This window comes from Variovorax sp. HW608, assembly GCF_900090195.1.
GTDB lineage: Bacteria > Pseudomonadota > Gammaproteobacteria > Burkholderiales > Burkholderiaceae_C > Variovorax.
On sequence record NZ_LT607803.1, the window covers coordinates 7,571,975 to 7,597,396 of the forward strand.

The 25,422-nt window shown below is 69.8% G+C and carries 20 protein-coding genes; 6 read left to right on the forward strand and 14 right to left on the reverse strand.

Annotated features, from left to right (window positions below):
* Positions 1–2 precede the first annotated feature (2 nt).
* Positions 3–1,199 carry an NAD(P)/FAD-dependent oxidoreductase gene (locus tag VAR608DRAFT_RS35855; RefSeq protein WP_088958388.1) on the reverse strand — a complete coding sequence of 399 codons (1,197 nt, stop codon included), beginning with the start codon at positions 1,197–1,199 and terminating at the stop codon, positions 3–5.
* 95 nt (positions 1,200–1,294) lie between these two features.
* Here VAR608DRAFT_RS35855 and VAR608DRAFT_RS35860 point away from each other — a divergent pair, with 95 nt between their 5' ends.
* Positions 1,295–1,831: an SRPBCC family protein gene (locus VAR608DRAFT_RS35860; protein WP_088959167.1), complete on the forward strand. Its 537-nt coding sequence runs from the start codon at positions 1,295–1,297 to the stop codon at positions 1,829–1,831.
* A 28-nt stretch (positions 1,832–1,859) separates the two neighbouring features.
* On the opposite strand, the gene VAR608DRAFT_RS35865 is transcribed toward VAR608DRAFT_RS35860, so the two are convergent.
* From VAR608DRAFT_RS35865 to aceE, 7 genes are all read right to left on the reverse strand, one after another.
* Positions 1,860–2,318, reverse strand: coding sequence for a RidA family protein (locus VAR608DRAFT_RS35865; protein WP_088958389.1), 459 nt, complete (start codon positions 2,316–2,318; stop codon positions 1,860–1,862).
* A complete protein-coding gene (locus VAR608DRAFT_RS35870) occupies positions 2,315–3,505 on the reverse strand; it encodes an amidohydrolase family protein (RefSeq protein ID WP_088958390.1) in 1,191 nt (396 codons plus the stop codon). Before VAR608DRAFT_RS35870 ends, VAR608DRAFT_RS35865 begins: the two co-directional genes overlap by 4 nt.
* A gap of 114 nt (positions 3,506–3,619) precedes the next feature.
* A complete protein-coding gene (gene otnI / locus VAR608DRAFT_RS35875) occupies positions 3,620–4,444 on the reverse strand; it encodes a 2-oxo-tetronate isomerase (protein ID WP_088958391.1) in 825 nt (274 codons plus the stop codon).
* Between the two features lie 34 nt (positions 4,445–4,478).
* Positions 4,479–5,153 (reverse strand): class II aldolase/adducin family protein, encoded by a 675-nt coding sequence (locus VAR608DRAFT_RS35880; RefSeq protein ID WP_088958392.1) that lies wholly within the window; start codon positions 5,151–5,153, stop codon positions 4,479–4,481.
* Entirely contained in the window at positions 5,150–6,418 is a 1,269-nt protein-coding gene (gene otnK / locus VAR608DRAFT_RS35885) for a 3-oxo-tetronate kinase (protein WP_088958393.1), read from the reverse strand. Before otnK ends, VAR608DRAFT_RS35880 begins: the two co-directional genes overlap by 4 nt.
* Positions 6,415–7,482 carry an L-threonate dehydrogenase gene (ltnD, locus tag VAR608DRAFT_RS35890; RefSeq protein ID WP_443082908.1) on the reverse strand — a complete coding sequence of 356 codons (1,068 nt, stop codon included), beginning with the start codon at positions 7,480–7,482 and terminating at the stop codon, positions 6,415–6,417. Before ltnD ends, otnK begins: the two co-directional genes overlap by 4 nt.
* The gene (aceE, locus tag VAR608DRAFT_RS35895; RefSeq protein ID WP_088958395.1) at positions 7,433–10,141 is read right to left on the reverse strand and encodes a pyruvate dehydrogenase (acetyl-transferring), homodimeric type; all 2,709 of its coding nucleotides are present in this window, start codon (positions 10,139–10,141) and stop codon (positions 7,433–7,435) included. Before aceE ends, ltnD begins: the two co-directional genes overlap by 50 nt.
* 105 nt (positions 10,142–10,246) lie before the next feature.
* On the opposite strand from aceE, the gene VAR608DRAFT_RS35900 reads away from it, so the two are divergent.
* Positions 10,247–10,708, forward strand: a complete 462-nt coding sequence (locus tag VAR608DRAFT_RS35900) for an Lrp/AsnC family transcriptional regulator (protein ID WP_088958396.1) — start codon at positions 10,247–10,249, stop codon at positions 10,706–10,708.
* Between the two features lie 34 nt (positions 10,709–10,742).
* Here VAR608DRAFT_RS35900 and mltA read toward each other — a convergent pair whose 3' ends face one another.
* On the reverse strand, positions 10,743–11,885 hold the full coding sequence (gene mltA, locus VAR608DRAFT_RS35905; protein WP_088958397.1) for a murein transglycosylase A: 1,143 nt from the start codon (positions 11,883–11,885) through the stop codon (positions 10,743–10,745).
* Between mltA and VAR608DRAFT_RS37525 the strand changes: the two genes are divergently transcribed.
* Positions 11,884–12,042 carry a hypothetical protein gene (locus tag VAR608DRAFT_RS37525; RefSeq protein WP_172843946.1) on the forward strand — a complete coding sequence of 53 codons (159 nt, stop codon included), beginning with the start codon at positions 11,884–11,886 and terminating at the stop codon, positions 12,040–12,042. The two genes, mltA and VAR608DRAFT_RS37525, sit on opposite strands and share 2 nt — an antisense overlap.
* Positions 12,043–12,137: 95 nt before the next feature.
* A complete protein-coding gene (locus VAR608DRAFT_RS35910) occupies positions 12,138–12,800 on the forward strand; it encodes an OmpA family protein (RefSeq protein WP_088958398.1) in 663 nt (220 codons plus the stop codon).
* Here the strand turns inward: VAR608DRAFT_RS35910 and VAR608DRAFT_RS35915 are convergent.
* The 4 genes from VAR608DRAFT_RS35915 to VAR608DRAFT_RS35930 all read right to left on the reverse strand — a co-directional run bounded on the left by VAR608DRAFT_RS35915 (position 12,797) and on the right by VAR608DRAFT_RS35930 (position 20,586).
* Positions 12,797–13,432, reverse strand: a complete 636-nt coding sequence (locus tag VAR608DRAFT_RS35915) for a response regulator transcription factor (RefSeq protein ID WP_088958399.1) — start codon at positions 13,430–13,432, stop codon at positions 12,797–12,799. The genes VAR608DRAFT_RS35910 and VAR608DRAFT_RS35915 overlap by 4 nt on opposite strands.
* A 118-nt stretch (positions 13,433–13,550) precedes the next feature.
* Positions 13,551–15,599, reverse strand: coding sequence for a two-component system sensor histidine kinase NtrB (locus tag VAR608DRAFT_RS35920; RefSeq protein WP_231973631.1), 2,049 nt, complete (start codon positions 15,597–15,599; stop codon positions 13,551–13,553).
* A gap of 27 nt (positions 15,600–15,626) precedes the next feature.
* Entirely contained in the window at positions 15,627–16,442 is an 816-nt protein-coding gene (locus VAR608DRAFT_RS35925; RefSeq protein ID WP_088958401.1) for a carbon-nitrogen hydrolase family protein, read from the reverse strand.
* A 19-nt stretch (positions 16,443–16,461) separates the two neighbouring features.
* A complete protein-coding gene (locus tag VAR608DRAFT_RS35930) occupies positions 16,462–20,586 on the reverse strand; it encodes a YhdP family protein (RefSeq protein WP_088958402.1) in 4,125 nt (1,374 codons plus the stop codon).
* A 25-nt stretch (positions 20,587–20,611) separates the two neighbouring features.
* Between VAR608DRAFT_RS35930 and glnE the strand changes: the two genes are divergently transcribed.
* The gene (gene glnE / locus VAR608DRAFT_RS35935) at positions 20,612–23,398 is read left to right on the forward strand and encodes a bifunctional [glutamate--ammonia ligase]-adenylyl-L-tyrosine phosphorylase/[glutamate--ammonia-ligase] adenylyltransferase (protein WP_088958403.1); all 2,787 of its coding nucleotides are present in this window, start codon (positions 20,612–20,614) and stop codon (positions 23,396–23,398) included.
* Positions 23,391–24,443, forward strand: coding sequence for a septal ring lytic transglycosylase RlpA family protein (locus VAR608DRAFT_RS35940; RefSeq protein ID WP_443082909.1), 1,053 nt, complete (start codon positions 23,391–23,393; stop codon positions 24,441–24,443). The genes glnE and VAR608DRAFT_RS35940 overlap by 8 nt, the downstream gene beginning before the upstream one ends.
* A 69-nt stretch (positions 24,444–24,512) precedes the next feature.
* Here the strand turns inward: VAR608DRAFT_RS35940 and VAR608DRAFT_RS35945 are convergent, their stop codons facing one another.
* The gene (locus tag VAR608DRAFT_RS35945) at positions 24,513–25,370 is read right to left on the reverse strand and encodes a ferritin (RefSeq protein WP_088958405.1); all 858 of its coding nucleotides are present in this window, start codon (positions 25,368–25,370) and stop codon (positions 24,513–24,515) included.
* Between the last annotated feature and the right edge of the window lie 52 nt (positions 25,371–25,422).

A 25,422-nucleotide genomic window follows, 5' to 3' on the forward strand; every position in this document is an offset into this window, starting at 1 on the left:
GGTCAGCCCAGGGGGAGCAGCAGCCGCAGCACCCCGCCGGCCGTGACGAGGCGGCCCGGGTCGTGGGTCTCCTCGAGCACGCCGCTCAAGCGCTTCACCAGGCTCGGGCTGCGCCGCGCGCGCCAGACGAGGAGATCGGCGAGCCACGGATGGTCGTTGATGCGATTGGCCAGATCGTAGGCCGCGAAGCGCGGCTTCAGGGCGTCGAGCGCGGCCTCGTAGCGGGCGCAGACCTCTGCGTCCGATCCGGCGTCGCGCGCCCCGGCGATCGCCTCTGCCGCCAGCATGCCGGTTTCCAGCGCCTTGCCGATGCCCTCCCCGGTGAACTGGTAGGTGCTGCCCGCGGCGTCGCCCGCCACCAGCATCCCCGGCCGTGACCAGCGCGCGCCTTCGAGCGAACAGCGCAGCGGGGCGCCCTTGAAGGGGCCGAGCGGCTCGCCGCCCTCCATCAGTTCGCGCGCCGGCGGGTGGATGCGCCTGAAGGCATCGAACAGGTCGCGCAGGTTCACGTCGCCGTCGTGCGTCACGCCGACGCCGATGTTGAACACGCCGGCGGCGCACGGGAAGATCCAGCCGTAGCCGCGCCGCAGCGCCCGGTGCCACACCACTTCGAGACCCGTGCAGCGCGCCGCCATCGCCTCGTGCCTCACGTAGCCGCGCAGCGCGATGCCGCTCGGCGCCTTGCGCGTGATGAGGCCCGCGGCCGCCAGCGGACCCGATGCCGCGCCGGTGGCGAGCACGGTCCATTTCGCCGTCACCGCCTGCGAGACGCCGCCCGGCAGCGCCAGCCGCGCGCCGGTCACGCGCTGCTTCGCGTCGACCAGCGGCGCCTCGAACTTCGCCGGCGCGAGCCAGCGCGCACCCGCCGCCAGCGCCGCCTGCCGGAGGATCTCGTCGAGCTCGCGCCGCGGCAGCACCGCCAGCCGCGCCGGCACCTCGACCCGTCCGCCGCTCGGGCCCACGCAGCCGACCTGCGCCGAGGCGCGGGCGCGTGCGAGCACCTCGTCCAGCACGCCGAGCCGCGCGAGCGCGCGATGCGCATCCGGGATCAGGCCGTCGCCGCAGACCTTGTCGCGTGGAAAGTCGTGCTGGTCCGCCAGCACGACATCGAGCCCGGCACGCGCCAGCATCTGCGCAGTGGCGCTGCCGGCCGGGCCGGCGCCGATCACGAGCACGTCGCACGCGGACAATGGAGACATCGACGGATTTGGCATCGCAGGTTCCAGGGAGAGGCCGCAGATATTACGTCCGGCATCCGGCGTGAGGCGGCACGCATCGCATGGAGGGCACCACCATGAGCCGCGCATCGAAAAAATCGATCATCGGGATTGCACTGGCGCTGCTCGTCCTCGCCGCGGCGCTGTTCGCGCCGGTGGACTTCGGCGCCACGCGGATCGTCTCCGAGGCCGACATCGCGCGGCCGCCGGCCGAGGTCTTCGCCTATGTCACGACGCCGGGCCACTGGCCGGACTGGCATCCGTCCTCGCTCGCGGTGCGCGGCGCGGTGGACCACTCGCTGGCGGTCGGCGAAACGGTCGAGGAGGACTTCAACGTCGCCGGCCGCACCGGGCGCGTGACCTGGCGCGTCACGGCGCGCGAACCGGGCCGCTACTGGCGCATCGCCGGCAGCATCGGCGGCCGCGAGGCGGGCACCGTCAGCTACACGCTGACGCCGGCGGCCGGCGGAACGCATTTCGTGCGCGAATTCGAGTACGGCGCGCCCAACCTGCTGTTCGCGCTGCTCGACCGCTGGCGCATCCGCCGGCAGATCGAAGAGGAATCGCAGACCGCCGTGCACCGGCTCAAGCAGCGGCTCGAAGCGCCGGTCTGACCCATCGGTCGCGTGAAGGACGCGCCTCTCAGTGCTGCGGCAGGTACATGGTCGCTTCCACCTCGACGAGCACCTCGTCGCCCGGCAGGAAGCGCGACACCTCGACCACCGTGCTCACCGGCGGCTCGCCCGGATAGAACAGGCCGCGCACGCGGTTGTAAGGCGCGTAGTTCGGCAGGTGGCGGAAGTACTGCACCAGCTTCACCACGTCGTCCATCGTGCCGCCGTGCTCGGCGGCGATCTGGCGGATGCGCTCGAGCACGAACCAGCTCTGGGCGACGATCGGGGCCTCGAAGATGTCGACCGACATCTGCCCGGTGGCGTAGCCCAGCGTTCGCAGCGCTTCACGCGCCGCCTCGGGGATGTCGTCGTAGCCGGCGACCGCGCGGCGCGTGGCCGGATCGACCGCGACCACGCCGCTCATGAAGACGAAATCCCCCACGCGCCTGGCGGCCGCGTAGTTGGCCATCGGTTTGCCCATGCTCATTCGGTGTTCTCCACGATGCGGCCGGCGCGGATGACGGTGCGTCGCCGCCCGCGCGGGTCCAGAAGTTCGTATTCGTCGGCGGCAGCCAGCAGCAAGAGGTCCGCCGGACAGTCGGGCGCGATCCGGCCGTCCCAGGCGAGCCGCAGCGCCCTCGCCGGGCTGACGGTGATCGCATCGAGCCAGTCGGACGCGGGCGCGAGATGCGCCATCTGCACGCCGAGGCCGAAGGTCTCGACCAGGTCGTAGCTGCCGTAGGGATAGAAGGCGTCCTGCACGTTGTCGGTCGCCAGGCTGGCGCGCACGCCGAGCGCCGCGGCTTCGCGGATGCGCGTGATGCCGCGCTGCAGCGGCGTACGGTCCCACGCGCCCTGGAGATAGAGGTTGGTGGTCGGCAGCGCGACCACATGAATGCCCGCCTGCGCGCACAGCGCGAGCGTGTCGTGCGCGGCCGCATCGTCCTGGACCGACAGCGAGCAGGCGTGCCCGCAGGTCACGCGGCCGGTCAGGCCGCGCGCAATGGCGAGCTGGGCGATGGTGCGCAGCCCGCTCGCCTGCCGGTCGAGCCCTTCGTCGACGTGGAAGTCGAGCCCGAGCCCATGTTCCTGCGCGAGGTCGAACACCCGCCCCAGCTTGTGGACGATGCCTTCGTTGCGATAGACGAATGCGCCGAGCACACCGGCCGCGCGCTTGACGGTGCGCGCGACGCGCTCGCCGGCTGCGGCATCCGCGAAAAGATCGAGCGGCGTAAGCGCCACGAACTGAAGCTCGATGCGGCCGCGCCATGTTTCGCGCAGTTCCTCGAACACCGCGAGCGATGCCGGCGCGCTCGCCTCGCTCCAGTCGAGATGCGTTCGCAGCGCACGCGTGCCGCAGCGCCACGCATCATCGAGCGCGCGCGTCATCCGCACGCGCAGCCCATCGACGGTCCAGCCCGTGCGATGCGCGGCCATGCGGGCGATGGCCTTGAAGAGATCGCCTTCCGCCGCGCCGACTTCACGCACGGTGTAGTTCTTGTCGATGTGCGCGTGCGCATCGACCAGGCCGCTGAGCAGGGTTCCCCGCCCCGGCTGCGTCGAGGGCGTGATCGTCTTGACCACGCCACCGCCGATCGACACGTCGAACGCCTCCGCGCCCTGGGCCGCGAAGGCCCGCAACCGCGGCGGGATGCGGACCGCTTCGAGCTTCATTGGGCAACCTCCGCGCAGCAGCGCTGCGGTATTCGCCTTGGGGCGGCCCGGCGGCTCATTGGGCAACCTCCGCGCAGCAGCGCTGCGGTATTCGCCTTGGGGCGGCCCGGCGGCTCATGCACCCGCCGCGCGCGGCAGCGCACGCAGCCAGCCGAGCCCGTCGCTGGTGCCATTGGCCACCGCGCCGCGCCGGGGCCGGTACTCGCAGCCGACCCACCCCTGCCAGCCGCACTGCGCCGACACCTCGTCGATGACATCGAAGAGATAGGGGTAGTTCATCTCGCCGACATCGGGCTCGTGCCGCTCGGGCACGCCCGCGATCTGGAAGTGGCCGACGCGGCCGGTGGGCAGGTACTTGCGGATCTTCATCGCCACGTCGCCCTCGACGATCTGGCAGTGGTAGAGGTCCATCTGCACCTGCACGTTGAGCGCGCCGATGGCCAGGGCGATCTCGTGCGCGTGGTCCTGCCGGTTGAGGAAGAAGCGCGGGATGTCGCGCGTGTTGATCGGCTCCAGCAGCAGGTCGCGCCCGGCCTTGGCGGCTTCGACTGCGGCCCAGTGCAGGTTGTCGAGGTAGGTCGGCTGCACGGCTTCGCGCTCCAGGCCTTCGGGTACCAGACCGGCCATGACATGGATGCGGGGACACGAGAGAGCGACCGCGTAGTCGATGGCCTTCAGAACACCATCGCGGAACTCGGCTTCGCGCCCCGGGACACAGGCGATCCCGCGGTCGCCGCGATCCCAGTCGCCCGGCGGGCCGTTGAAGAGCACCTGCTGCAGCCCGTTCGCCGACAGCCGCGCGGCAAGTTCGCGCTGGTCGTAGGCGTAGGGGAAGAGATATTCGACCGCTTTGAAACCGTCCCTGGCGGCGGCTTCGAAACGGTCGAGAAAGTCGAGCTCCGGATAGAGCATCGAAAGATTGGCGGCGAAACGAGGCATCAATGGCTCCACACTGTCTGGTGGGTGAGCATATCTACCAGCGGGCGCCGAAGTTGCGGCGCAGGTCGTTGATCTGGGTGGCGTCCAACGGCTCCGGTGCGCCTTCCGGCAGGAAACGGCTCATGAACCACAGTTTCGCGGTTTCCTCCAGTTCCTCCAGCACAGCCATGGCAGCCGCCGGCGTGTCGTGCCACACATTCGGGCCGAGCCGTTCGAGCACCACCGCGCGGATCGGCGTGCCCTCCGTGCCATAGCGCTCGATGATCTGCGCGACCAGCGCAGCGGCCTCCGGCGCACCGGGCCGGTGGTAGGGAACCACCGGCACATGGCCCACCTTCATCACGAAATACGGCGTGAGCGCGGGAAGAAGTTCCTCCTCGGGTGCATCGAGCGTGAGCGCCACGCAGTGCGTGCTGTGAGTGTGGATCACGCAGCGCGTGCCCGGCTCGAAGTTCCTCGCCGCGCCATAGATGCGCGCATGCAGCGCGATGGTCTTGCTGGCGAGGTCGCCGTGGATCTGCCGCAGGTTGGTGTCGAGCCGCGCGAGCCGCCCCGGATCGAGATGGCCGAGGCAGGCATCGGTGGGCGTGATCAGGAAGCCGTCGTCGAGCCGCACGCTGATGTTGCCAGCCGTCGCATGCACATAGCCGCGCTCGAACAGGCTGCGGCCGATGCGGCAGATTTCCTCGCGCAGATGGGCGTCACTCATTCGAAGAACGTGAAAGCTTTGGAGAAGAAGTCGTCGGTGCCGAAGTTACCGGACTTCAACGCAATATGCAGGCCAGCGCCCCCCGCCACAACGCTACGCGCATGGCACCAGGGCACGCCGGGGTCGATCTGTGCGCCGATCTGCAACTGCGCGATGCCGAGCGCCTGCACGCAGGCGCCCGAGGTTTCGCCGCCCGCGACCACGAGCTGGCGCACCCCGCGTTCGACCAGCCCACGGGCGATCGCGGCGATGGTGCGTTCGACCATGGCACCGGCTTCCGGGGCGCCGAGGCGGCCCTGCACGGACTTCACGGCAGATGCCTCGGCGGTCGAATAAACGAGCACCGGCCCGCGTCCGAGCAGCGGCGCGGCCCATTCGAGCGCCTGCGATGCCACGTCGACGCCGGCGGCGATCCGTAGCGGATCGATCGCGAGCGCCGGCCCGCCCGAAGCGATGAAGTCCGCCACCTGCCGGTTGGTCGCGAGCGAGCAGCTTCCGGACACCACGGCGCGCCATCCGCCGGCCTTCGGCAGCGCGCTCGCGGCGGACGAAGGCGCGATGCCGAAGTTGGCCGGAAGGCCGATCGCCACACCCGATCCGGCGGTGACCAGCGGCATGTCCGCCAGCGCCGGACCGAGCCGCATCAGGTCGTCGTTGGAGACCGCATCGACGATCGCGACGCCCACGCCTTCGGCGCGCAGTTGCGCGATGCGCTCGCGGATCGCCGCCGCACCGCGCGCGACAGTCGCGTAGTCGATGAGCCCCACCTTGCGCCGCGTCTGCGCCTGCATCACGCGCACGAGGTTCGCATCGGTCATCGGGGTGAGCGGGTGGTTCTGCATGCCGCTCTCGCTCAGCAGCACCTCGCCCGCGAACAGATAGCCCTTGAACACGGTGCGCTTGTTGTCCGGAAAGGCCGGCGTCGCGATGGTGAAGTCGCAGCCCAGCGCATCCATCAGCGCCTCGGTGACCGGGCCGATGTTGCCCCGGGGCGTGCTGTCGAAGGTGGAGCAGTACTTGAAGTAGATCTGCCGCGCGCCCTGCGCCTGCAACCAGCGCAGCGCCTCCAGCGACTGCGCGATGGCCTCCTCCGGCGCGATGGTGCGCGACTTGAGCGCGACCACCACCGCATCCACATCGGCATCCAGCGGGGCAGCCGGCGCGCCGATGGTCTGCACCGCACGCATGCCCGCGCGCACGAGGTTGTTCGCGAGATCGGTCGCGCCGGTGAAGTCATCGGCGATGCAGCCGAGCAGGATGCTCATTTCCTGCCCTTGGGTGGCGGCAGATCGATGCCGGGGAAGATCTTGATGACCGCGCTGTCGTCCTCCTTCGCGTGGCCGGCGGTCGATGCCTGCATGAACATCTGGTGCGCGGTCGATGCGAGCGGCAGCGGAAACTTGCTCGCGCGGGCGGTGTCGAGCACCAGGCCGAGGTCCTTCACGAAGATGTCGACCGCCGACAGCGGCGTGTAGTCGCCCGCGAGCACGTGCGCCATGCGGTTCTCGAACATCCAGCTGTTGCCCGCGCTGTGGGTGATGACCTCGTAGAGCGCCTCGGGCGACACCCCTTCGCGCAGCCCGAGCGCCATCGCCTCTGCCGCCGCGGCGATGTGCACGCCGGCAAGGAGCTGGTTGATGATCTTCACCTTGCTGCCCGCACCCGCGCGATCGCCGAGCCGGTAGACCTTGCCGGCCATGGCTTCGAGCACGTCGCCGGCCTTGTCGTAGGCCTCGGGCTTCGCGGCGCTCATGACCGTCATCTGTCCGGTCGCCGCCTTGGCCGCGCCGCCGGAGATCGGCGCATCGATGTAGTGGATGCCGAGTGCGCCGAGCCGCTCTTCGAGCAGGGCGGACCAGTTGGGGTCCACGGTCGAGCACATGATGAACACGCTGCCCGGCTTCATCGCCGCCGCCGCACCGTGTTCGCCGAACAGAACCGCCTCGGTCTGCTGCGCGTTGACCACGACCGAGACGACGACATCGCAGGCGCCCGCGACCTGCGCCGGCGTGCCCCAGGCGACGCCGCCATGCTCGGCGAACTCATGCGCCGCGCCGGGCCGCACATCGCACACATGCACTTCGAAGCCGCGGCTTCGCAGCGTGGCTGCGATGCCGGCGCCCATGGCGCCGAGGCCGATGAGTCCTGCCTTCTTCATGGAGATTCCCGTGAAATCGAACGAAGGCCCGCGCGGCGCGAAAAGCACCGCCCGGCACGAGCCGACGATCTTAGGGAATCCGCCCTGGCGCCGTACAGCCGGGCTAACCCCGCTTGGCCGCTCAGCGCGCGGCCAGCGCGTGGCGCGCCGCGCGCGCGATGCTCCTGGCATCGACGCCGAAGAACTTGCGCAGCGCAGCGCGCGTGTCGCTGCGGCCGAAGCCGTCGGTGCCGAGCGTGAGGTAGCGCCGCCCCGGCGGCACGAAGGCGCGGATGCTTTCGGGCACCGCGCGCACGTAGTCGGTCGCCGCGATCACCGGGCCGCTGCCGCCGGCGAGCTGCTGCGCGATGAAGGGCGTGCCCGGATCGGCCTCGCCGGCCAGCGCGCGCGCCTCGCAAGCCTGGCCGTCGCGCGCCAGCTCGCTCCAGCTCGTGACGCTCAGCACCTCGGCCTCGATTCCTTCGGCGGCCAGCAGTTCGGCCGCCTTGATCACCTCGGTGAGGATCGCGCCGGAGCCCAGCAGCGTGAGCTTCGCCTCCTTGCGGCCGCTGAAGCGGTAGCAGCCGCGCAGCACCTGCGCCTCAGCGCCCGCGGGCAAATCCGGCTGCGCGTAGTTCTCGTTCATGAGCGTGACGTAATAGAACACGTCCTTCTGCTCGACCATCATCTCGCGGATGCCGGCATCGATGATCACCGCCATCTCGCCCGCGAAGGCCGGGTCGTAGGCCTTGCAGTTCGGGATGGTCGCGGCGATCAGGTGGCTCGTTCCGTCCTGGTGCTGCAGGCCTTCGCCGCCGAGCGTGGTGCGGCCCGAGGTCGCGCCGAGCAGGAAGCCGCGCGGCCGCTGGTCGGCGGCGGCCCAGATCTGGTCGCCCACGCGCTGGAAGCCGAACATCGAGTAGTAGATGTAGAACGGCAGCATCGCCAGGCCATGCACGCTGTAGCTGGTCGCCGCGGCGGTCCAGCTCGCGATCGCGCCGGCTTCGCTGATGCCTTCCTCGAGGATCTGCCCGTCGGTCGCCTCGCGGTACGAGAGCACCGAGCCGATGTCCTCCGGCGCATAGCGCTGGCCCACGCTCGAATAGATGCCGACCTGCTTGAAGAGGTTGGCCATGCCGAAGGTGCGCGCCTCGTCGGCGACGATGGGCACCACGCGCGGACCGAGCGCCGCGTCCTTCATGAGATTGCCCAGCATGCGCACGAAGGCCATGGTGGTGCTCATCTCCTTGCCGCCGGCCGCGACCGCGAACTGCGCGTAGGCCGCGATATCGGGCTTGGCCACCACCTCGCATGCGGTCTCGCGGCGCGGCATGCTGCCGCCGAGCGCGGCGCGATGGCCCAGCAGGTAGTGCATCTCGGGGCTGTCGGCGGCGGGCCGGTAGAACGCGGCCGTGGTCGCCTGCTCGTCGGTCAGCGGCAGGTTGAAGCGGTTGCGGAATTCGATCAGGTGCGCCTCGTCCAGCTTCTTCTGCGAGTGCGTGGTCATCTTGCCCTGCCCCGCGCTGCCCATGCCGTAGCCCTTCTTGGTGTGGGCCAGGATCACGGTCGGCTGGCCGCGATGCGCCGCCGCGGCGGCGTAGGCGGCGTGGATCTTCACGAGGTCGTGGCCGCCGCGCTTCAGGCGGTCGATCTGCTCGTCGGTCAATCCTTCGACCAGGCGCGCCAGCTCCGGGTCCTGGCCGAAGAAGGTCTCGCGGTTGTAGCGGCCGTCCTTGGCGGCGAAGGTCTGCATCTGGCCGTCGACGGTGTTGGCGAAGGCGCGTGCGAGGGCGCCGTGCACGTCGCGTGCGAAGAGGCCGTCCCAGTCGCTGCCCCACACCAGCTTGATGACGTTCCAGCCCGCGCCGGCGAAGAGCTTCTCGAGCTCGTCGATGATCCGCCCATTGCCGCGCACCGGCCCGTCGAGCCGCTGCAGGTTGCAGTTGACGACCCACACGAGGTTGTCGAGCCTCTCGCGCGCGGCGAGCGTGAGCGCGCTCATCGATTCCGGCTCGTCCATCTCGCCGTCGCCGAACACGCCCCACACCTTGCGCCCTTCGCAGTCGAGCAAGCCGCGGTGCGTCAGGTAACGCATGAAGCGTGCGTGGTAGATCGAGCTGATCGGCCCGATGCCCATCGAGCCGGTCGGGAACTGCCAGAAGTCCGGCATCAGGTACGGATGCGGGTAGCTGCTCAGGCCGCGCGCGTCTTTCGTGGGGGCCGTCAGCTCCTGGCGGTAGTGCATCAGGTCTTCCTCGCCGAGCCGCCCTTCGAGGAAGGCGCGCGCATACACGCCGGGCGCGCTGTGCGGCTGGAAGAAGACCAGGTCGCCAAGATGTTGCCCCCCACGCTCCCCCACTTCGTGTGGGTCGCTGCCCCCCCTCGGGGGGCGCTCGCCGCTTGGGGCGGCCCGGCGCGGCTCGGCCTCGGTGCGCGCGTGGAAGAAGTGGTTGAAGCCGGTCTCGAACAGATCCGCCGCGCTCGCGTAGCTCGCGATGTGGCCGCCGAGGTCGCCGTAGGCCTGGTTGGCGCGCACCACCATCGCGAGCGCGTTCCAGCGCATCAGCGAGGCGAGCCGCTCCTCGATCGCGAGATCGCCCGGGAACGGCGGCTGCGCCTCGACCGCGATGGTGTTGACGTAAGGGGTCGAGAGTTCCGGCTGCCAGCCGATGCGCTGCGCACGGGCCATGCGCGCGAGCTCGTCGAGCATCCAGCGTGCGCGCGCCGGCCCTTGCGTCTCCGCCAGCGCGACGAAGGCTTCGCGCCATTCGGCGGTCTCGACGGGGTCGGGGTCTTGCCGGGCGGTGTCGAGCAACGAGCGGAGCTGGTCGGGCGGAATCGGGGCGTTCATGGTCGAACTTTAGGCTGCAGCCGACGGAATGAGATACCGTTTTCTACATCGCGTCAGGGATATGTGCCGCATAAAATGCTGCGATTTACCGATCTTGCAGCATTCATGGAACTGGACGCGATCGATCTGCGCATTCTTGATGAACTCCAGCGCGACGGCTCGCTCTCCAATGTCGAGTTGGCGCGCCGCGTCCATCTCTCGCCGTCGCCATGTCTTGCGCGCGTGAAGGCGCTCGAGAACAAGGGCGTCATCCAGCGCTATGTCGCGCTCGCGAGTGCCAGCGCACTCGGCCTCGGGCTCAACGTGTTCATCTCGATCAGCCTCAAGACGCAGAGCAAGCAGTCGCTCGCAGATTTCGAGCAGCGCATCGCGGAGCATGACGAGGTGATGGAGTGCTACCTCATGACCGGCGACAGCGACTACCTGATCCGCGTCGCGGTCGCCGACATCGCCGCGCTGGAGAAATTCATCCTCGAACAGCTCACGCCGATCAGCGGCATCGAGAAGATCCGGTCGAGCTTTGCGCTGAAGCAGGTTCGTTACAAGACAGCGCTGCCATTGCCCTGAACGGGCCAGGACCTCGCCGACCGGGTCACGAGCCTCATTTCGGCCAGAGAGCCCAAAGGCGCAGGGGCTGATTCATGCGGGCTGCGATGCGGCCCGCTTCCACGCCCGTCCCGGCGAAGTAGTCGGCCCGCACCGCGCCGACGATCGCGCTGCCCGTGTCCTGCGCCACCACCAGCTTGGCAAGGGTGAACGTGGGCCCCGGCGAAGCGAGCCACACCGGCGTGCCGTACGGAATGCTGTCGCGATCGACCGCGATCGAGCGCCCCGGCGTCAGCGGCACACCCTGAGCGCCGACCGGTCCGGACGCCGCATCGACCTCGCTCAAGGCTTCCTCGCGGAAGAACACATAGCGCGGATTGCTCCACAGCAGAGGCTGCAGGCGCTGCGGATTCTGCGCGACCCACTGCTTGGTGTCGTCGGGCCAGGCGCTGATCTTCGTCACGCCCTGGCTGATGAGCCACTGCTGCACGCTGCGATAGGGCTGCTCGTTGGTGGCCGAGAAGGCCACGCGGACCATGTGCTGCGAGCCGTCCGGCTCGGTCATGCGCAGGCGCCCGGAGCCCTGGATATGCAGCATGAGCACGTCGATCGGATCGGCGAGCCACGCGATCTCGCGGCCGCGCAGCGCGACCTGGGCCTGCGGCAGCGTGTCGATCTCCTGCCGCGTGTACCAGGGCCGCTTCGGAACGAGACCGGCCGGGGCCTGGTAGATCGGGATGGTGTTCGTCGCGGTCGGGCGGCGCGTGGCGTCGAACACCGGCTCGTAGTAGCTGGTGAGCTTGCCGTCGGCGGGGCCGGTGTACGCCTCGACGCGATAGGGCTGCAGGCGCTGCATCATCCATTCGCGCTGCTCGTCGGTCTCCGCCAGCGACAGCTGCCGCACCTCGCGGCACAGCGGCGCGAAAGCCGCGTTGGGCCGCGCGCAGTTGGTGATCATCGCGATCCAGCCTTCGTGCAGGGCATCGTCGTTGAAGCCCGGAAGCTCCGACCACGCGACCGGCACCCAGCGACTCTTGGGGTGCGCGAGCGAACCGGTGAGCGGGCCGAGGTCGCGCGGCGGCGATGTCGTGGCCGGCGGCACCTGCGAGCTCCATTCGGGCTGCCGGGTTCCGGTGGAACAGGCGGCCAGCGTTGCTACGATCGCGAGCACAACCAGCCACTGGAGTCCTTTTTTCATGGGTCTGATTTTGCTTGAAGCCCTCGCCGCCGGCGTCGTGTTCATCCTCATCATCTGGTGGACCATGTTCTCGGGCCGCAAGCGCGGCGAGATGCAGGACGACGAGCCCGCGGCCAGCGATGCGCCCCAGCGCGAAAAGCCGCCGGCGCGCGACTGACGTTACATGCCGAAACCGCGGCAACGACTCGAAGCCCCTGCGGGCTCCCGATAATCGACCGGGCTTTTTTTCCATCACCCAAAGGAAGGACTTCAATGAAAAGAATCGTACTTGCCACCTGCGCCGCGGTTTACCTGCTCGCGGGTTGCGCGGACATGAGCGAATCCCAGAAGAGCACCGCGGCGACCACCGGCATCGGTGCCGGCATCGGCGCGCTGGCGGGCGCAGCGATTGGCTCCGCCACGGGCCACAGCGCCGGCACCGGTGCGGCGATCGGCGCGCTGGCGGGCGCGGGAGGCGGCTACCTGTGGTCGCAGCGCATGGAAAACCAGAAGCGCCAGATGGAAGCCGCCACGCGCGGCACCGGTGTCGCGGTCACGCAGACGCAGAACAACGAGCTGAAGCTCGCGATCCCGAGCGACATCTCCTTCGATGTCGGCCGCTCGGTGATCAAGCCGAACTTCTCGCCGATCCTGGACCAGTTCGCGCAGGGCCTGCGCAACAACCCGAATGCCGAGGTCCGCATCATCGGCCACACCGACAGCACCGGCACCGATGCGATCAACGATCCGCTGTCGATCCAGCGCGCGGCCGCGACGCGCGACTACCTCGTGGCGCGCGGCGTGTCGGCCAGCGCCTTCAAGATCGATGGCCGCGGCGCGCGTGAACCGGTGGCCGACAACAGCACGCCCGCAGGCCGCGCACAAAACCGGCGCGTGGAAATCTTCGTCGGCGAGCGCGCGCAGGGCCAGGGCTAAGCCCCTCCCATCCCCCTGAGGAGGTTGGCCAGCTCCACGGCCGACTTCACTTCCATCTTCTCGAACACGCGCGCACGGTGGACCTCCACCGTGCGCACGCTGATCGAGAGCTGATCGGCGATCAGCTTGTTGGGCAATCCCTCGATCACGCAGGTCATCACGTCGCGTTCGCGATCGGTGAGTTCGTCGACGCGCCGCTTCAGCAACTTGCGCCTGCGCTGCGCCTCGATCGCGCGCACCGAGGCGCCGAGCGCATGCTCGATGCGGTCCACCAGCGCGTTGTCCGAAAAAGGCTTTTCGCAGAAGTCGAAGGCGCCGCGCTTCACCGCATCGACCGCCGTGGGAACGTCCGCATGGCCGGTCAGGAAGATCACCGGCAGCGCCTCCAGGAGACCGCGTTCCGCGAGCCGGTCGAACAGCACCAGCCCGCTGGTGCCAGGCATGCGCACGTCGAGCAGCAGGCAATGGGGCTGGGCGCGCAGCGGCTCCTCGGCCAGGCGTTCCTCGAAGGCTTCCGCGCTCGGAAAACACTCGCTCGCGAGGCGGCGCGAGCGCAGCAGCCAGGCCAGGGCCTCGCGCACGCTTGCATCGTCGTCGACGATGAAGATCAGGGCATCGATGAGGGGTTGCATAGGAATGTGAGTTTCCAACGAGCGCAGCGCAGGCCAGGGCACCCGCGGAACCGGCTTTGCCGGGCCGCTGGGTGCGCCCCCGGAGAGGGGGAGCGCCGAAGGCGCATGGGGGTGAACGTCATTTCGTCGGCAGCGTGAAGCGGAAGACCGTGCCGCGCGGCTGGCGCGGCTCGAAGATCAGCACGCCGCCGTGCTGCTCGACCACGGTGCGGCAGAGGCTGAGGCCCAGGCCCATGCCGTCCGAGCGCGTGGTGAAGAAAGGCGTGAACAGGCGCGCCGCGACGGCGTCGCCGATGCCGGCGCCGAAGTCCGTCACCGAGAACTCCAGCCAGCGGCGCCCATCGGCCGGCGAGCCCGCCTCGGCGCCGCGGCCGATCGCGCCCGCACGAACCACCTTGATGCGCAGCACGCGATCGGTCAGCTCGGGCACGTCCATCGCCTGCATGCCGTTGCGCGCGAGGTTGAGCAGCACCTGCTCGACCAGCGTGCGATCGCAATACACCATCGGCAGACCTTCGTCGAGCACGACCTCGACGTCCACGCCGAGCTTGTGTGCCTGCAGCCGCACCAGCGGCAGCACCGCGTCGACGAGCACCTGCGGCGCGACCGCCTCGCGCGTGCGGTCGCGCCGGCGCACGAAGTCGTGCACGCTGCGGATCACCTGTCCCGCGCGGTCGGCCTGCTCGGCGATGCGGCGCACCGCCATCGCGACGTCGTCATGGTCGCTGTCGCGAGGCGGGCCCTTGGACTCGAGCAGGTTCAGCGAGCCGGTTGCATAGCTCGCGATCGCCGCCAGCGGCTGGGTCAGTTCGTGACTGAGCAGCGACGCCATTTCGCCGACGGTGGCGAGCCGCGCGCTGGCCTGCAGGCGCTCCTGGCTGGCGCGCGAGAGCTCCTCGATGCGGCGCTGCTCGCTGATGTCGATGAAGGCGCTCATCCAGCCCGTCTGCGAACCGTGCGCGTTGATCAGCGGCGCCTCGAAGATCAGCACCGGAAAGCGGCTGCCGTCCTTGCGCATGAAGACCGATTCGAAACCCTCGCGCGGCGGCATCGCGCCGGCCATGCGCACCGCCTGGCGCTGCTGGTATTCGTGCGCGAGTTCGGTCGGCCAGTAGGGCGCCTCGCGCTCGCCGTTCATGAGGTCTTCCGCGGTGAAGCCGACCATCTCGCAGAACGCCGGATTCACGTAGGTGATGCGGCCCTGCAGGTCGCGCGCCCGCAGGCCGGTGATGACCGAGTCCTCCATCGCCTTGCGGAAGGCGAGCGCGTCGGCGAGGTCGTCCTCGGCGCGCTGGCGGCGCCGCGTGTCGCGCGCCAGCAGCACCAGCACCGACACCAGCGCGATCGAGATGCCGGTGACCAGCGCGGTGAGCACGTTCGGGAACAGGTCCGGCACCGCGCGCCAGCCGTCGACGCGCAGCATCACCGGGGCGCCCGGCAGGTCGATCAGTTGCTGCGCGGTGAACACGCGCGTGCCCATGCGCCGCTGCGCGCCGATCGCGACGAGGCGCGTGCCGTCGAGCTCGGTGAAGGCGACCTCCTGGCCCCGGCTCAGCGTCGGCGCGACCAGTTCGATCAGGATGTCGCGCAGCGAGTAGGCCGCCACGAGGTAGCCGCCGCCCTCGACCGGCAGGCACAGCTCCATGACCTCCAGGCCGCTGCCCTGCGCGATCGGGACGTAGTGGCTCGGCGAAAACGCGGGCGCGCCGAGCTTGCGCGCCGTGACGCAGGCCAGGGAGACGTCGGCGAAGCTTTCCGAGCGGCGCTGGTCATCGAAGACGCGGCGGCGGTACGGCGTATCGGACGCCGCCAGCGTGTGCATCATCGGATCGAGCCATTCCAGCCGCAGCCATTCGCGGTGCTCGCGCAAGAGCGCCGTGGCGCGCGCTTCCCACTGCTCGGCATTGACCTCGCCGGCGAGCGAGGCGCGCAGTGTCTGCGAATTGCGCTGGAGGTCGCCGCGAAGGTCCGCCACCGCATCGGCGGTGTCCCGCTCCAGCACCGACTGGGTCTGCTCGATCTCATGCCGGCCCGCGAGCCAGACCACGGTCACCAGCAGCGCCAGCACGAGGATGGCCAGCAGCACCCACAGGAACCAGCGCCGCCACACGGAGCGCAGAAAGCGCAGCCGCGCGAAGGCGGGCCGAAGCGCGCGGGCGACGGGCAGGGTGGAGGGCGTGGACACCGGCTTGCTTCAGAGCACGCAATGGGACAGCGCGGGCAACTGGGCGCGCGCGCGGTCGACCTGCTGCGCATCGATGTCGAACAGCACCACGGCCTCGTCCACGGGCTGCTGCGCGACGACCGTGCCCCAGGGGTCCACCACCATCGACTGGCCCCAGGTGTGCCGGCCGTTCTCGTGCGTGCCGCCCTGGGCGGGCGCGACCACCCAGGCGAGGTTTTCGATCGCGCGCGCACGCAGCAGCACTTCCCAATGGGCGGCGCCGGTGGTGCGCGTGAACGCGCTGGGCACCAGCATCAGCTCCGCACCCTCGCGCGCGAGCGCGCGATAGAGCTCGGGAAAGCGCAGGTCATAGCAGACGCTCAGGCCCACGCGCCAGCGGTGGCCATCGCGCGACGGCAGGTCGAACAGCACGGGCCGGCTGCCCGGCGCGATCACGCGGCGTTCGTCGTAGCGCTCGCGGCCGTTGTCGAAATAGAAGAGATGGATCTTGTCGTAGCGCGCCACGCATACGCCGTCGGGCGAATACACGAGCGAGCTGTTGAACACGTGGTTGTCGTCCTCGGTTTCCAGCGGCAGCGTGCCGCCGACGATCCAGAGGCCGAATTCGCGCGCCGCATCCGCCAGGAAGTTCTGCACCGTGCCCGTGCCGGCGGTCTCGCGCAACCCGAGCTTGTCGGTGTCGCGCGCGCCCATCATGCAGAAGTACTCGGGCAGGACGGCGAGCTCGGCGCCTTCGGCGGCGGCTTCGGCCAAGAGCGCATGGGCGCGTGCGAGATTGGCCTCGCGCTCGATGGCCGACACCATCTGGATTGCAGCAACTTTCATGTGTGGTGACTCCTTGTCCTCAACGCGGGGCCGGCGTTGCGGGCGCGCCCGCCGCTTCCGACGCCAGCCGGCGCGGCACCCGGGTGATCTTCGGATCGGTCCAGGTGCCATCGATCTTGAATTCCTGCGTCGCGGCCGCGACCAGCGGCCGGCTCAGCACCATCTGCGCGAGAAAGGTGCCGAGGCCGATCGCGGGATTGATCGCGGTGGCCACCAGCGCCGCGGTGCCGGCATTGATCTCGGGCACGACCACGACGCGCAGGCTCTGCGTCTCGCGCGCGAAGTCGGCGGAGCCATCCATCAGCACGGCCGCGTTGACACCCTTCATCTGCAGGTTGTTGGTAGAGGCTACACCCTGGTCGATCTTCACGTCGCCACGCAGGAAATCGAAGGCGAAGCCCTCGCTGAACACGTCGCGGAAGTCGAGCGTGAGGCGCCGCGGCAGGGCCTGCAGGCTGAGCACCCCGAGCAGCTTCGCGATGCCCGGATCGGCCTTGAGGAACTGCCCCGATTCGACGTTGATCTGCAACTGCCCGGCAAGGCTCGGCGAGTCGAGCGAGAAGGGCGCGCCGTTCCAGTTCACGTCGCCTTCGAGGCGGCCGCGTCCGCGGCGCACGACGTCCTTCATGCCGAAGCGGCCGAGCAGCGCGCCGGCATCGGCGATGTCGAGCTTGAAATCCATGCTGGTGCGGCGCGCGTCGCGCCCGGTGCTCGTCGCGCCGGGCGCGGCCGCCCAGCTGCCCTGCGCGCTGAAGCTGGCGTCCGGATTGATCATCGCGAGCCGGTTGAGGCGCCATTCGCGGCCCGCGCCGCCGCGATTGACCGCATCGATCTCGGCGCGTCCGAGCCGGTGCCCGAAGAGCTCGAAGTCGTCGACCACGATGTCGAGCGCCGGCAGCGTGCTCGGCTGCTCGTCGAGCAGCGATTCGACCGCGGTGGCCTCGGAACGCGCGATCTTGAGCCGCGCCAGCCGCGCGTACAGGCGCCCGGCCTGCGTGTGCCGGTATTCCGCGTAGCCGCTGAGTTCGGTCGCATCGATGTTGGCGCGCCACAGCGGGCCGTCGCGCGTGCCGCCGAGCACGACGTTGTGCAGCGTGCGTCCGCCGAAGGCGAGTTCCTGTGCACGCAGCGCGATCAGCGTCGGCAGGAAGTCGTCCACGGCATCGCCGCCGGCATCCGACGCCGCCCGGCCGCCGCCCGGACTTCCGGTGGCCTCGCCGAAGAGCGCCTGCCAGGCCGCGATGTCGAGGCGTTCGAAACGCAGGTTCGCGAACACGCCGCGCTCGGGCGGCGCGGCCGATTCGCCCGCCGCCAACCCGACGCCGATGCCGCCGCGCAGCACGCGCGCATCGTCGCCCGAGACGTCGCGCACGTAGCTCGCCGAGGCGGCGCGGCCGAGTTCGGCGGAGATCTGGTCGATGACCACCGGCTTCGCAGCGCCCGACCGGTTCTCGCGCGACACCACCTTCTTCTCGACCCTGAGGGGCATCGACTCGTCGGGCGCCTTGGTCAGCGGATGCGGCAATTGCAGGCCGAGCCCCTGCAGGTTGCTGGTGACCAGGAACTCGGGCGTGCCGTCGCGCACCGAGAGGTTCGCGCTGTAGGCGGTGCCGCCCGAAGCGTTCTTCGCCAGGCGCGCGAGCCAGTCGACCTCGCGCGTGGCGCGCAGGCCTTCGGCGGTCGCGGTGCCCTGGGCGCGGAAGCTCATCTCGGTCGAGGCGCCGAAGCGGCCGCTTCCCTCGATGCGCACCGCGCCCCCTGCCGCGCGGGCCTGAACACCCGCCAGCGAGAAACCCGCCTCGGTGAAGTTGAGCGTGCCGCGCGCCTGCGTCAGGGACGGCGCGGTGGGCGCGAGCTGGAGCTCGTTGTCCTGCAGCGCGATGCTGGCCTGCACCTTCGACTTGTCCATCGTCGCCAGCGGCAGTTCGAGCCGCAGCTTGTAGTCGGCATTGCCGCTGGCGCGCATGGCGGCGAGCGTCGATTCGGCCGGACCGGTGAGCGGCGCGCCGGCCTTCAGCATGTCGCCGAGCGACCCCTTGGCCTGCGCGTCGACCTTGAGCAGCGCCGCATGGTGCGACATGTCGGCGATCTGCGCCTCGGCCTTCGTGACCTCGACGCCGGGGACGCCGGCGATGCGGCCACGCGCGTTGTGCACCAGCATGCCCGCGCGCTCGAAGACGAGCTCGCCGGACAGGGCCGTGAGCGCAGGCCAGGCGACGGGGCCGTGCGTGGGCGGCACGTAGGCATAGGTCACGTCGGCCACGCGCGCGGCGATGCGGAAGTCGCCATGCTTCGGGTCCATGAAGGGCATGTCGTACAGGTCGCCCCGGACCCTGAAGTCCACGGAGCTCGCGCTGCCCTTGGTCACCGCGTCGCGGACGTAGTCGCGCGTGGCCTTGGGGATTTCCAGCGGCAGGTAGCGATGGACGCGGGTGCCGTCCGCGCGGCTGAGCCGGCCCTGCAGGTCGAGCACGCCCGGAAAGCGCCCGCCGCCGCGCGACACCGCCGGATCGGTGGTGCGCCAGCTCGCCGTCGCCTCGCCTTCCGCGTCGGCGTTGGAGAAGCGCAGCCCCGAAACCTGCAGCTGGACCGCCGGCCCGTCGATCTTCCACTGCAGCTGGGCCTGGAGCGAGTCGATGGGGACCACCGGCTCCTCGAACACGCCCGGGAAGTCCACAGCCCCCTTGGCGATCGCCGCGGAGGCATTGCCCCCCGCCTGGTTCGCATCGAATTCGACCGTCGCGCCGCGCACGCCGGGAGTGCCGACGGGTGGCCGAGGCGGCTCGACGGCCGGCTGCCCGTTGCGGACGGCCGCCGGGCGGGCCGGCTCGGCCGCGGGCTCGGCCTTATCACCCGGCTGCGATGCGATGCTGAAGTTGCTGATACGGCCGCGCACCTGGTACTTGTCCGGCGCCCCCGGCGAGCCCTGCCAGTTGCCGTCGATGCGCTCCACGAGCCCGCGCAGGCCATAGGAATCGATGAGCCTGCGCGACGCATCGCCGATCGGGAGACGGTCCGCGATCAGCGCCAGCGCCCCGAGATCGAGCCGGTCGGCACGGAAGGCGCCGCGTTCGGCCGCGCGGCCTTTCGCGGGCGCGTGCTGCAGCCAGATGTTGCCGCCCGGCCAGCGCATGCCGTCGCTGGTCTCGAACTGCAGGTTGGTGGTCGAGAACTCGAAGATGCCCTCGTCCCGGTGGCCGGCGAGGCGGCCGGTGACGCCCTGCAGCACCAGCGGCTGAAGGTCCTTGCCGAGCGAGGCATCGACCTTCATCAGCGCGAGATCGGCCACCGCGCCCGAGAGCTGGCCGTCCACGACGTCGGCCCACAGCCGCAGGCCGCCGCTGCCTTCGCGGATCCGGGCGTCGAGGTTCACGTAGCGGCCGAGCCGGGTCGCGTCGATGTAGGGCAGGTTGGCGAAGAGCTGGCCGTCCCAGGTCTTCCAGTTGCCGCTGCGCACGGAAAGAAGCGGCTGGCGGAAATCGCCGATGAGCGTGAAGCGCTGCCCCCAGCCGGCGGGCGGCGTGGCGTCGATGCGCATCTGGTGCTTTCGGCTGCCGTTGCGGGCCACGAACTGGACGTCGGTCAAGCGCAGCGGCTCGGTCTTGCGGCCTTCGTCGATCCAGCGCACGGTGCCGCCCTGCACCACGACCTCGCGCTGCGCGAAGAACCAGTCGGCGCCGTCGCCGCCGCCGCTGGTCTGGGTGGACATCTCCAGCCCCGCGATGTGCAGCTTGCCTTCGGCATCGCGCCGGACGTCGACCTGAGGCTGCTCGATGTAGAGCTGCTCGAAGCTCAGGTTCCAGACGGATCGCGGCGACACGCTGGCCACCACGCGCGCGAGGCGCAGGGCTTCCTGCCGGCGGGCGTCTTCGAGCACCACGTCGCGCAGCTCGACGGTGGGAAAGAAGCTGCCCGAACGCGCCTCGATCGAGCCGATGCGCACCGGTACGCCGATGGCGCGCGTGGCCTGCGCCTCGAGCGCGCCACGGTAATCGCCGATTCGCGGCACAATCCAGACGTGTAGGACAACGACTGACAGCGCCAGCAGCAGCCATGCACCGACGAGAAGACCCAGCAGCCAGCGCGCCGCCACAGCGGTGAACTTGAGCAGACGTGAAGGGGAAGACATCGTCGTGTCGTTCATTGAGGATCGCGCTGTGCCGGGAATTATGACTGCCAGCCCCCAACCGGGTTCCACCCACCCCCACCCCGTGTCGCATCGGCCATCGTCACCCTCCAGCTTCCCCTCGCCCGTCTCGGGCCATTCGCGTTTCGTGCAGCGGCTGCGCCGTCGCTATGCCGCGGAGCTCTCGTTGCTGCCGCCGGGCGCGCCGGTGCTGGCGCACATGGCCGCGGCCTACGAATCCCTTCGCGGCCGCGGGGACAATGCGGCCGACGCGCTGCGCATCGTGCGCCAGCTCGTCATGGAGCGGCTCATCACGCTCGATTGCGATGAAGAGGCGCCGCTGGCGGTCGTGACCACCGCAGTGACCGAGCTCGCCGAGTTCGCGCTCGACATCGCCTGCCACGAGGCCTGCGCCGAACTCGATGCGATGCACGGCGCGCCGCTCGGCGAGAACGGCGAGCGCGCCCAGCTCTGGGTCGTGGGCATGGGCAAGCTCGGCGCACGCGAGCTCAACGTGTCGAGCGACATCGACCTCATCTACCTGTACGACCAGGACGGCGAGACCGCCGGCGACGTCGACGGGCGCGGCAGGCTGTCCAACCACGAGTACTTCGCGCGGGCGGTCAAGCGCATCTATGCGCTCGTCGGCGACACCACGGCGCACGGCTTCGTGTTCCGCATCGACCTCGCGCTGCGGCCCAACGGCAATTCCGGGCCCAGCGTGGTCTCGCTCGACGCGCTGGAAGAGTATTTCCAGGTCCAGGGCCGCGAATGGGAGCGCTTCGCGTGGCTCAAGAGCCGCGTGGTCGCGCCGCGCTCGGTGGTGACCGGCGGCTCCGCGCAGGGGCTGCGCGGCGTGGTCCTGCCTTTCGTGTTCCGCCGCTATCTCGATTACAGCGTGTTCGATTCGCTGCGCACGCTGCACCGCCAGATCCGCGAGCAGGCCTCGCGCCGCAGCGCGGGCCGTCCCGAACGCGCGAACGACGTCAAGCTGTCGCGCGGCGGCATCCGCGAGATCGAGTTCACCGTGCAACTGCTGCAGGTGGTGCGCGGCGGCCAGTTTCCCGAGCTTCGCACCCGCCCGACCCTCGATGCGCTGCAACGCCTCGCGCGCGCCAACCTGATGCCGCAGGAGACGGCCGACGCCCTGGCGTCAGCCTATGAATTCCTGCGCCGGGTGGAGCACCGCATCCAGTACCTGGACGACCAGCAGACGCACGTGCTGCCGGTCAACGACGACGACGTGCGGTGGATCGCAGAGACGCTCGGCTATCCGGACTGCTGCGCCTTTCTCGCCCAGCTCGACACGCATCGCGAACTGGTCGCGCAGGAATTCGACAAGCTGCTCGGCGGCAAGGCGCCCTGCAAGGGCTGCAACGGCAACGGGCGCAGCGCGCCCTCCACCGAGCTCTCCGACCTGATCGAGGAACTGCCCGAGGCTTTCGCCGAACGCATCAAGGCCTGGTGCGACAACCCGCGAATCCTGGCGCTGCGCGACGAGACGCGCGCGCGGCTGCGCCAACTGGTGCAGCGCACCGGCCAGTGGCTGCGCGAGCCCGACAGCGAAGCGCCCGGCAAGGTCGGCCACCACGCCGAGGGCGCGCTGCGCTGGGCCAATTGGATCGAGCCCTTGCTGCGGCGCGAGAACTACATCGCGCTCCTGGTCGAGCGGCCCGCGGTGCAGGAACGCCTGCTGCGCCTGCTGGGCTCGGCGAAATGGCCTGCGCGCTATCTCATGCAGCACCCGGGCGTCATCGACGAGCTCGCGAGCGACGAGATGCTGTCGGGCCGTTTCGTGGTCTCGGAGTTCGAGCGCGAACTGGAGGCGCGCCGCGCGTCGCTCACGCGCACCGGCGAGGCCGACGAGGAGCGCCTTTTGAATCTGCTGCGCCACGCCCATCACGCCGAGGTGTTCCGCACGCTCGCGCGCGACGTCGATGGCCGCATCACGGTCGAGCAGGTGGCCGACGACCTGAGCGCACTCGCCGATTCGGTGCTGCGCGTGACCGCGCGCTGGTGCTGGCCCCATCTGCGCAACCCGCACCGCGAAGAGCCGCAGTTCGCGATCATCGGCTACGGGAAACTGGGCGGCAAGGAACTGGGCTACGGCAGCGACCTCGACATCGTCTTCGTCTACGACGATGACGACGAGCGCGCGGGCGAGGTCTATGCAGCCTATGTGCGCAAGCTGATCAACTGGCTCACGGTGCAGACGCGCGAAGGCGACCTGTTCGAGATCGACACCGCCCTCAGGCCCAACGGCAACTCGGGCCTGCTCACGACCAGCTTCGAGGCCTACGAGAAATACCAGCTCGGCCGCGGCAGCAACACCGCATGGACCTGGGAGCACCAGGCCATGACGCGCGCGCGCTTCGTGCTGGGCGATGCGTCGCTGGGCGAGCGCTTCGATCGCGTTCGCGAGGCCGTCATCACCGCACCGCGCGACCGCGACGCGCTCAAGGCCGAGATCGTCGCGATGCGCGAGAAGGTGCGCGCGTCGCGCCCGGTGAAGCCCGATCGCTTCGACGTCAAGCACAGCGCCGGCGGCATGGTGGATGCCGAGTTCGCGGTGCAGTTCCTGCTGCTGGCGGCGGCCAAGGACCATCCGGAACTGATCCCCAACGTCGGCAACATCGCGCTGCTGCTGCGCGCGGAAGAGGCCGGCCTGCTGCCCGAAGGCATCGGCCGGCAGGCGGCCGCAGCGTATCGCGAGTTGCGCCGGGTGCAGCATCGGGCGCGGCTCAACGAGGAGCCGACGCAGGTGCCGCTCGATGCGCTCGTGCCCGAGCGCGAAGCCATGCTGGCATTGTGGAAGGCAGTCTTTGGCTGAGGCGCAGCGACGCTCATCCCAGCGCACCCTGGCGTTGATTGCCGGGGCGACGCTTCTCTTTCTCGCCGGCTGCGCAAGCGGCCCACGCGCCGGCCGCGACGGCGCCGAGGCCAACCCGCCCGGCAATCTCGCCCAGGTTCCCGATGCGGAGCCGCGCATCGAGGCCATCCGAAGCAACGGCGGCACCAGCAAGCCGTATGTGGTGATGGGCAGGTCGTACGCGCCCATCGTGGACGACCGGCCCTTCCGCGAGACCGGGCTCGCATCGTGGTACGGGACCAAGTTCCATCGCCAGTCGACCGCGAGCGGCGAGCCCTACGACATGTACGCGATGACGGCGGCGCACAAGACCTTGCCGCTGCCGAGCTACGTGCGGGTGCGCAATCCGGCCAACGGGCGCGAGGCGATCGTGCGTGTGAACGACCGCGGGCCGTTTCGCGACGATCGGATCATCGACCTGAGCTACACCGCGGCGCTCAAGCTCGACCTGCTGCGCGGGGTCGCGCCCGTGGAGATCGAGCGCATCACGAACGAGGACATCCGCACCGGTGCGTGGCGGCGCGGCAACGCCGACCCGGACGCGACGCAGTTCGCGCAGCGGACGGCACCCGCGGCGGGGCCCGTGCAGGTCGCGGCGTCGGCGGAGAGTGTCGCCGTGCCCGTGGCCCTGACCGCGCCGGTGGCGGCCACGCCAGGCGTGGAAACGATGGAAGTCTCGGCGCTGCCGCCGATGGCGCCGCTCGACGCGCCGGCGGCGGCGCCACGGGATGCCTCGCCGCTGCCCGCCGGATCAGCGCCTGCAAGCCCATCAGCAGGGTTCTGGGTGCAGCTCGGCGCCTTCAGCCAGCGCGATGGCGCGGTGCGCTTTCAGCAGCAGGTCGCGCGCCAACTGCCCGCCCTGGCGCCGTCCCTCAATGTATTCAGCGAGCGCGGCACGCATCGCCTGCAGGCCGGCCCCTATGCCTCGCGCGACCTCGCGCGCGACGCCGCCGAGCAGGTCCGCAACGGCCTCCACCTCGCGCCCGTCGTCGTCGAAAAGAAATAGCCGCCCTGCGCCGGCCGAGCAGCGCCCCTGGCGGAGGAGGCAGCGTGGGCGAGGCTGGGGGCGAGCTCGTCAGGCGCCCTGGTACTCGGGCTTGGGGCCGAGCGAGGCGGCGAGTTCCTTGCGGTAGCGGTTGAGCTCCTGCACCGTCTTGAAGCTGCGGTTCATGAGCAGGCTGAGGTTGTGCAGGATGCGGTCGCCGACCTTGGTTTCCCAGACGGCGTCGAACTTGATCTGCTTGTCGAGCCAGTGCTCGAGCCAGTTCGGATCGGGCACGCGGCTCTGGATGGTGTCCTTGGGGAACAGCGCCTTGTTGACGTGCAGGTTGGTCGGATGCAGCGCCTGCGCGGTGCGGCGCGCGCTGGCCATGAGCACGCCGACCTTGGTGAAGGCGGCTCGTGCGTCGTCGCCGAACTTCTCGAGCGCGCGCCGCATGTAGCGCAGGTAGGCGCCGCCATGGCGGGCTTCGTCCTGGCTGAGCGTGGTGTAGATGTGCTTGATGACCGGCTCGGTGTGCCACTCGGCCGCGCGGCGATACCAGTGGTTGAGGCGGATCTCGCCGCAGAAGTGCAGCATCAGCGTTTCGAGCGGCGGGGCCGGATCGAAGTCGAAGCGCACGTCGTGCAGCTCCTGCTCGGTCGGCGCGTGCTGCGGGCTGAAGCGCTTCAGGTATTCCATCAGCACCAGCGAGTGCTTTTGCTCCTCGAAGAACCAGATCGACATGAACGCGGAAAAATCACTGTCGTGCCGGTTGTCCCGCAGGAACATCTCGGTGGCGGGCAGCGCCGCCCACTCCGTGATCGCGTTCATCTTGATGGTCTGGGCCTGTTCTTCGGAAAGAAGCGTCCCGTCGAACGACTGCCACGGAATGTCCTTGTCCATGTCCCAACGGACGGATTCGAGTTGTCTGAAGAGTTCCGGGTACAGCATAGGCATCTTTCTTGAGCCGCAGGATTTTAATCGGCGGGGTTTGGCGGGGCCA

Coding starts and splice junctions, on each gene's coding strand:
- VAR608DRAFT_RS35855 (WP_088958388.1), bottom strand. CDS start 1,199: ATGTCTCCATTGTCCGCGTGCGACGTGCTCGTGATCGGCGCCGGCCCG.
- VAR608DRAFT_RS35860 (WP_088959167.1), top strand. CDS start 1,295: ATGAGCCGCGCATCGAAAAAATCGATCATCGGGATTGCACTGGCGCTG.
- VAR608DRAFT_RS35865 (WP_088958389.1), bottom strand. CDS start 2,318: ATGAGCATGGGCAAACCGATGGCCAACTACGCGGCCGCCAGGCGCGTG.
- VAR608DRAFT_RS35870 (WP_088958390.1), bottom strand. CDS start 3,505: ATGAAGCTCGAAGCGGTCCGCATCCCGCCGCGGTTGCGGGCCTTCGCG.
- otnI (WP_088958391.1), bottom strand. CDS start 4,444: ATGCCTCGTTTCGCCGCCAATCTTTCGATGCTCTATCCGGAGCTCGAC.
- VAR608DRAFT_RS35880 (WP_088958392.1), bottom strand. CDS start 5,153: ATGAGTGACGCCCATCTGCGCGAGGAAATCTGCCGCATCGGCCGCAGC.
- otnK (WP_088958393.1), bottom strand. CDS start 6,418: ATGAGCATCCTGCTCGGCTGCATCGCCGATGACTTCACCGGCGCGACC.
- ltnD (WP_443082908.1), bottom strand. CDS start 7,482: ATGCCAGGAGCATCGCGCGCGCGGCGCGCCACGCGCTGGCCGCGCGCT.
- aceE (WP_088958395.1), bottom strand. CDS start 10,141: ATGAACGCCCCGATTCCGCCCGACCAGCTCCGCTCGTTGCTCGACACC.
- VAR608DRAFT_RS35900 (WP_088958396.1), top strand. CDS start 10,247: ATGGAACTGGACGCGATCGATCTGCGCATTCTTGATGAACTCCAGCGC.
- VAR608DRAFT_RS37525 (WP_172843946.1), top strand. CDS start 11,884: ATGGGTCTGATTTTGCTTGAAGCCCTCGCCGCCGGCGTCGTGTTCATC.
- mltA (WP_088958397.1), bottom strand. CDS start 11,885: ATGAAAAAAGGACTCCAGTGGCTGGTTGTGCTCGCGATCGTAGCAACG.
- VAR608DRAFT_RS35910 (WP_088958398.1), top strand. CDS start 12,138: ATGAAAAGAATCGTACTTGCCACCTGCGCCGCGGTTTACCTGCTCGCG.
- VAR608DRAFT_RS35915 (WP_088958399.1), bottom strand. CDS start 13,432: ATGCAACCCCTCATCGATGCCCTGATCTTCATCGTCGACGACGATGCA.
- VAR608DRAFT_RS35925 (WP_088958401.1), bottom strand. CDS start 16,442: ATGAAAGTTGCTGCAATCCAGATGGTGTCGGCCATCGAGCGCGAGGCC.
- VAR608DRAFT_RS35930 (WP_088958402.1), bottom strand. CDS start 20,586: ATGAACGACACGACGATGTCTTCCCCTTCACGTCTGCTCAAGTTCACC.
- glnE (WP_088958403.1), top strand. CDS start 20,612: ATGACTGCCAGCCCCCAACCGGGTTCCACCCACCCCCACCCCGTGTCG.
- VAR608DRAFT_RS35945 (WP_088958405.1), bottom strand. CDS start 25,370: ATGCTGTACCCGGAACTCTTCAGACAACTCGAATCCGTCCGTTGGGAC.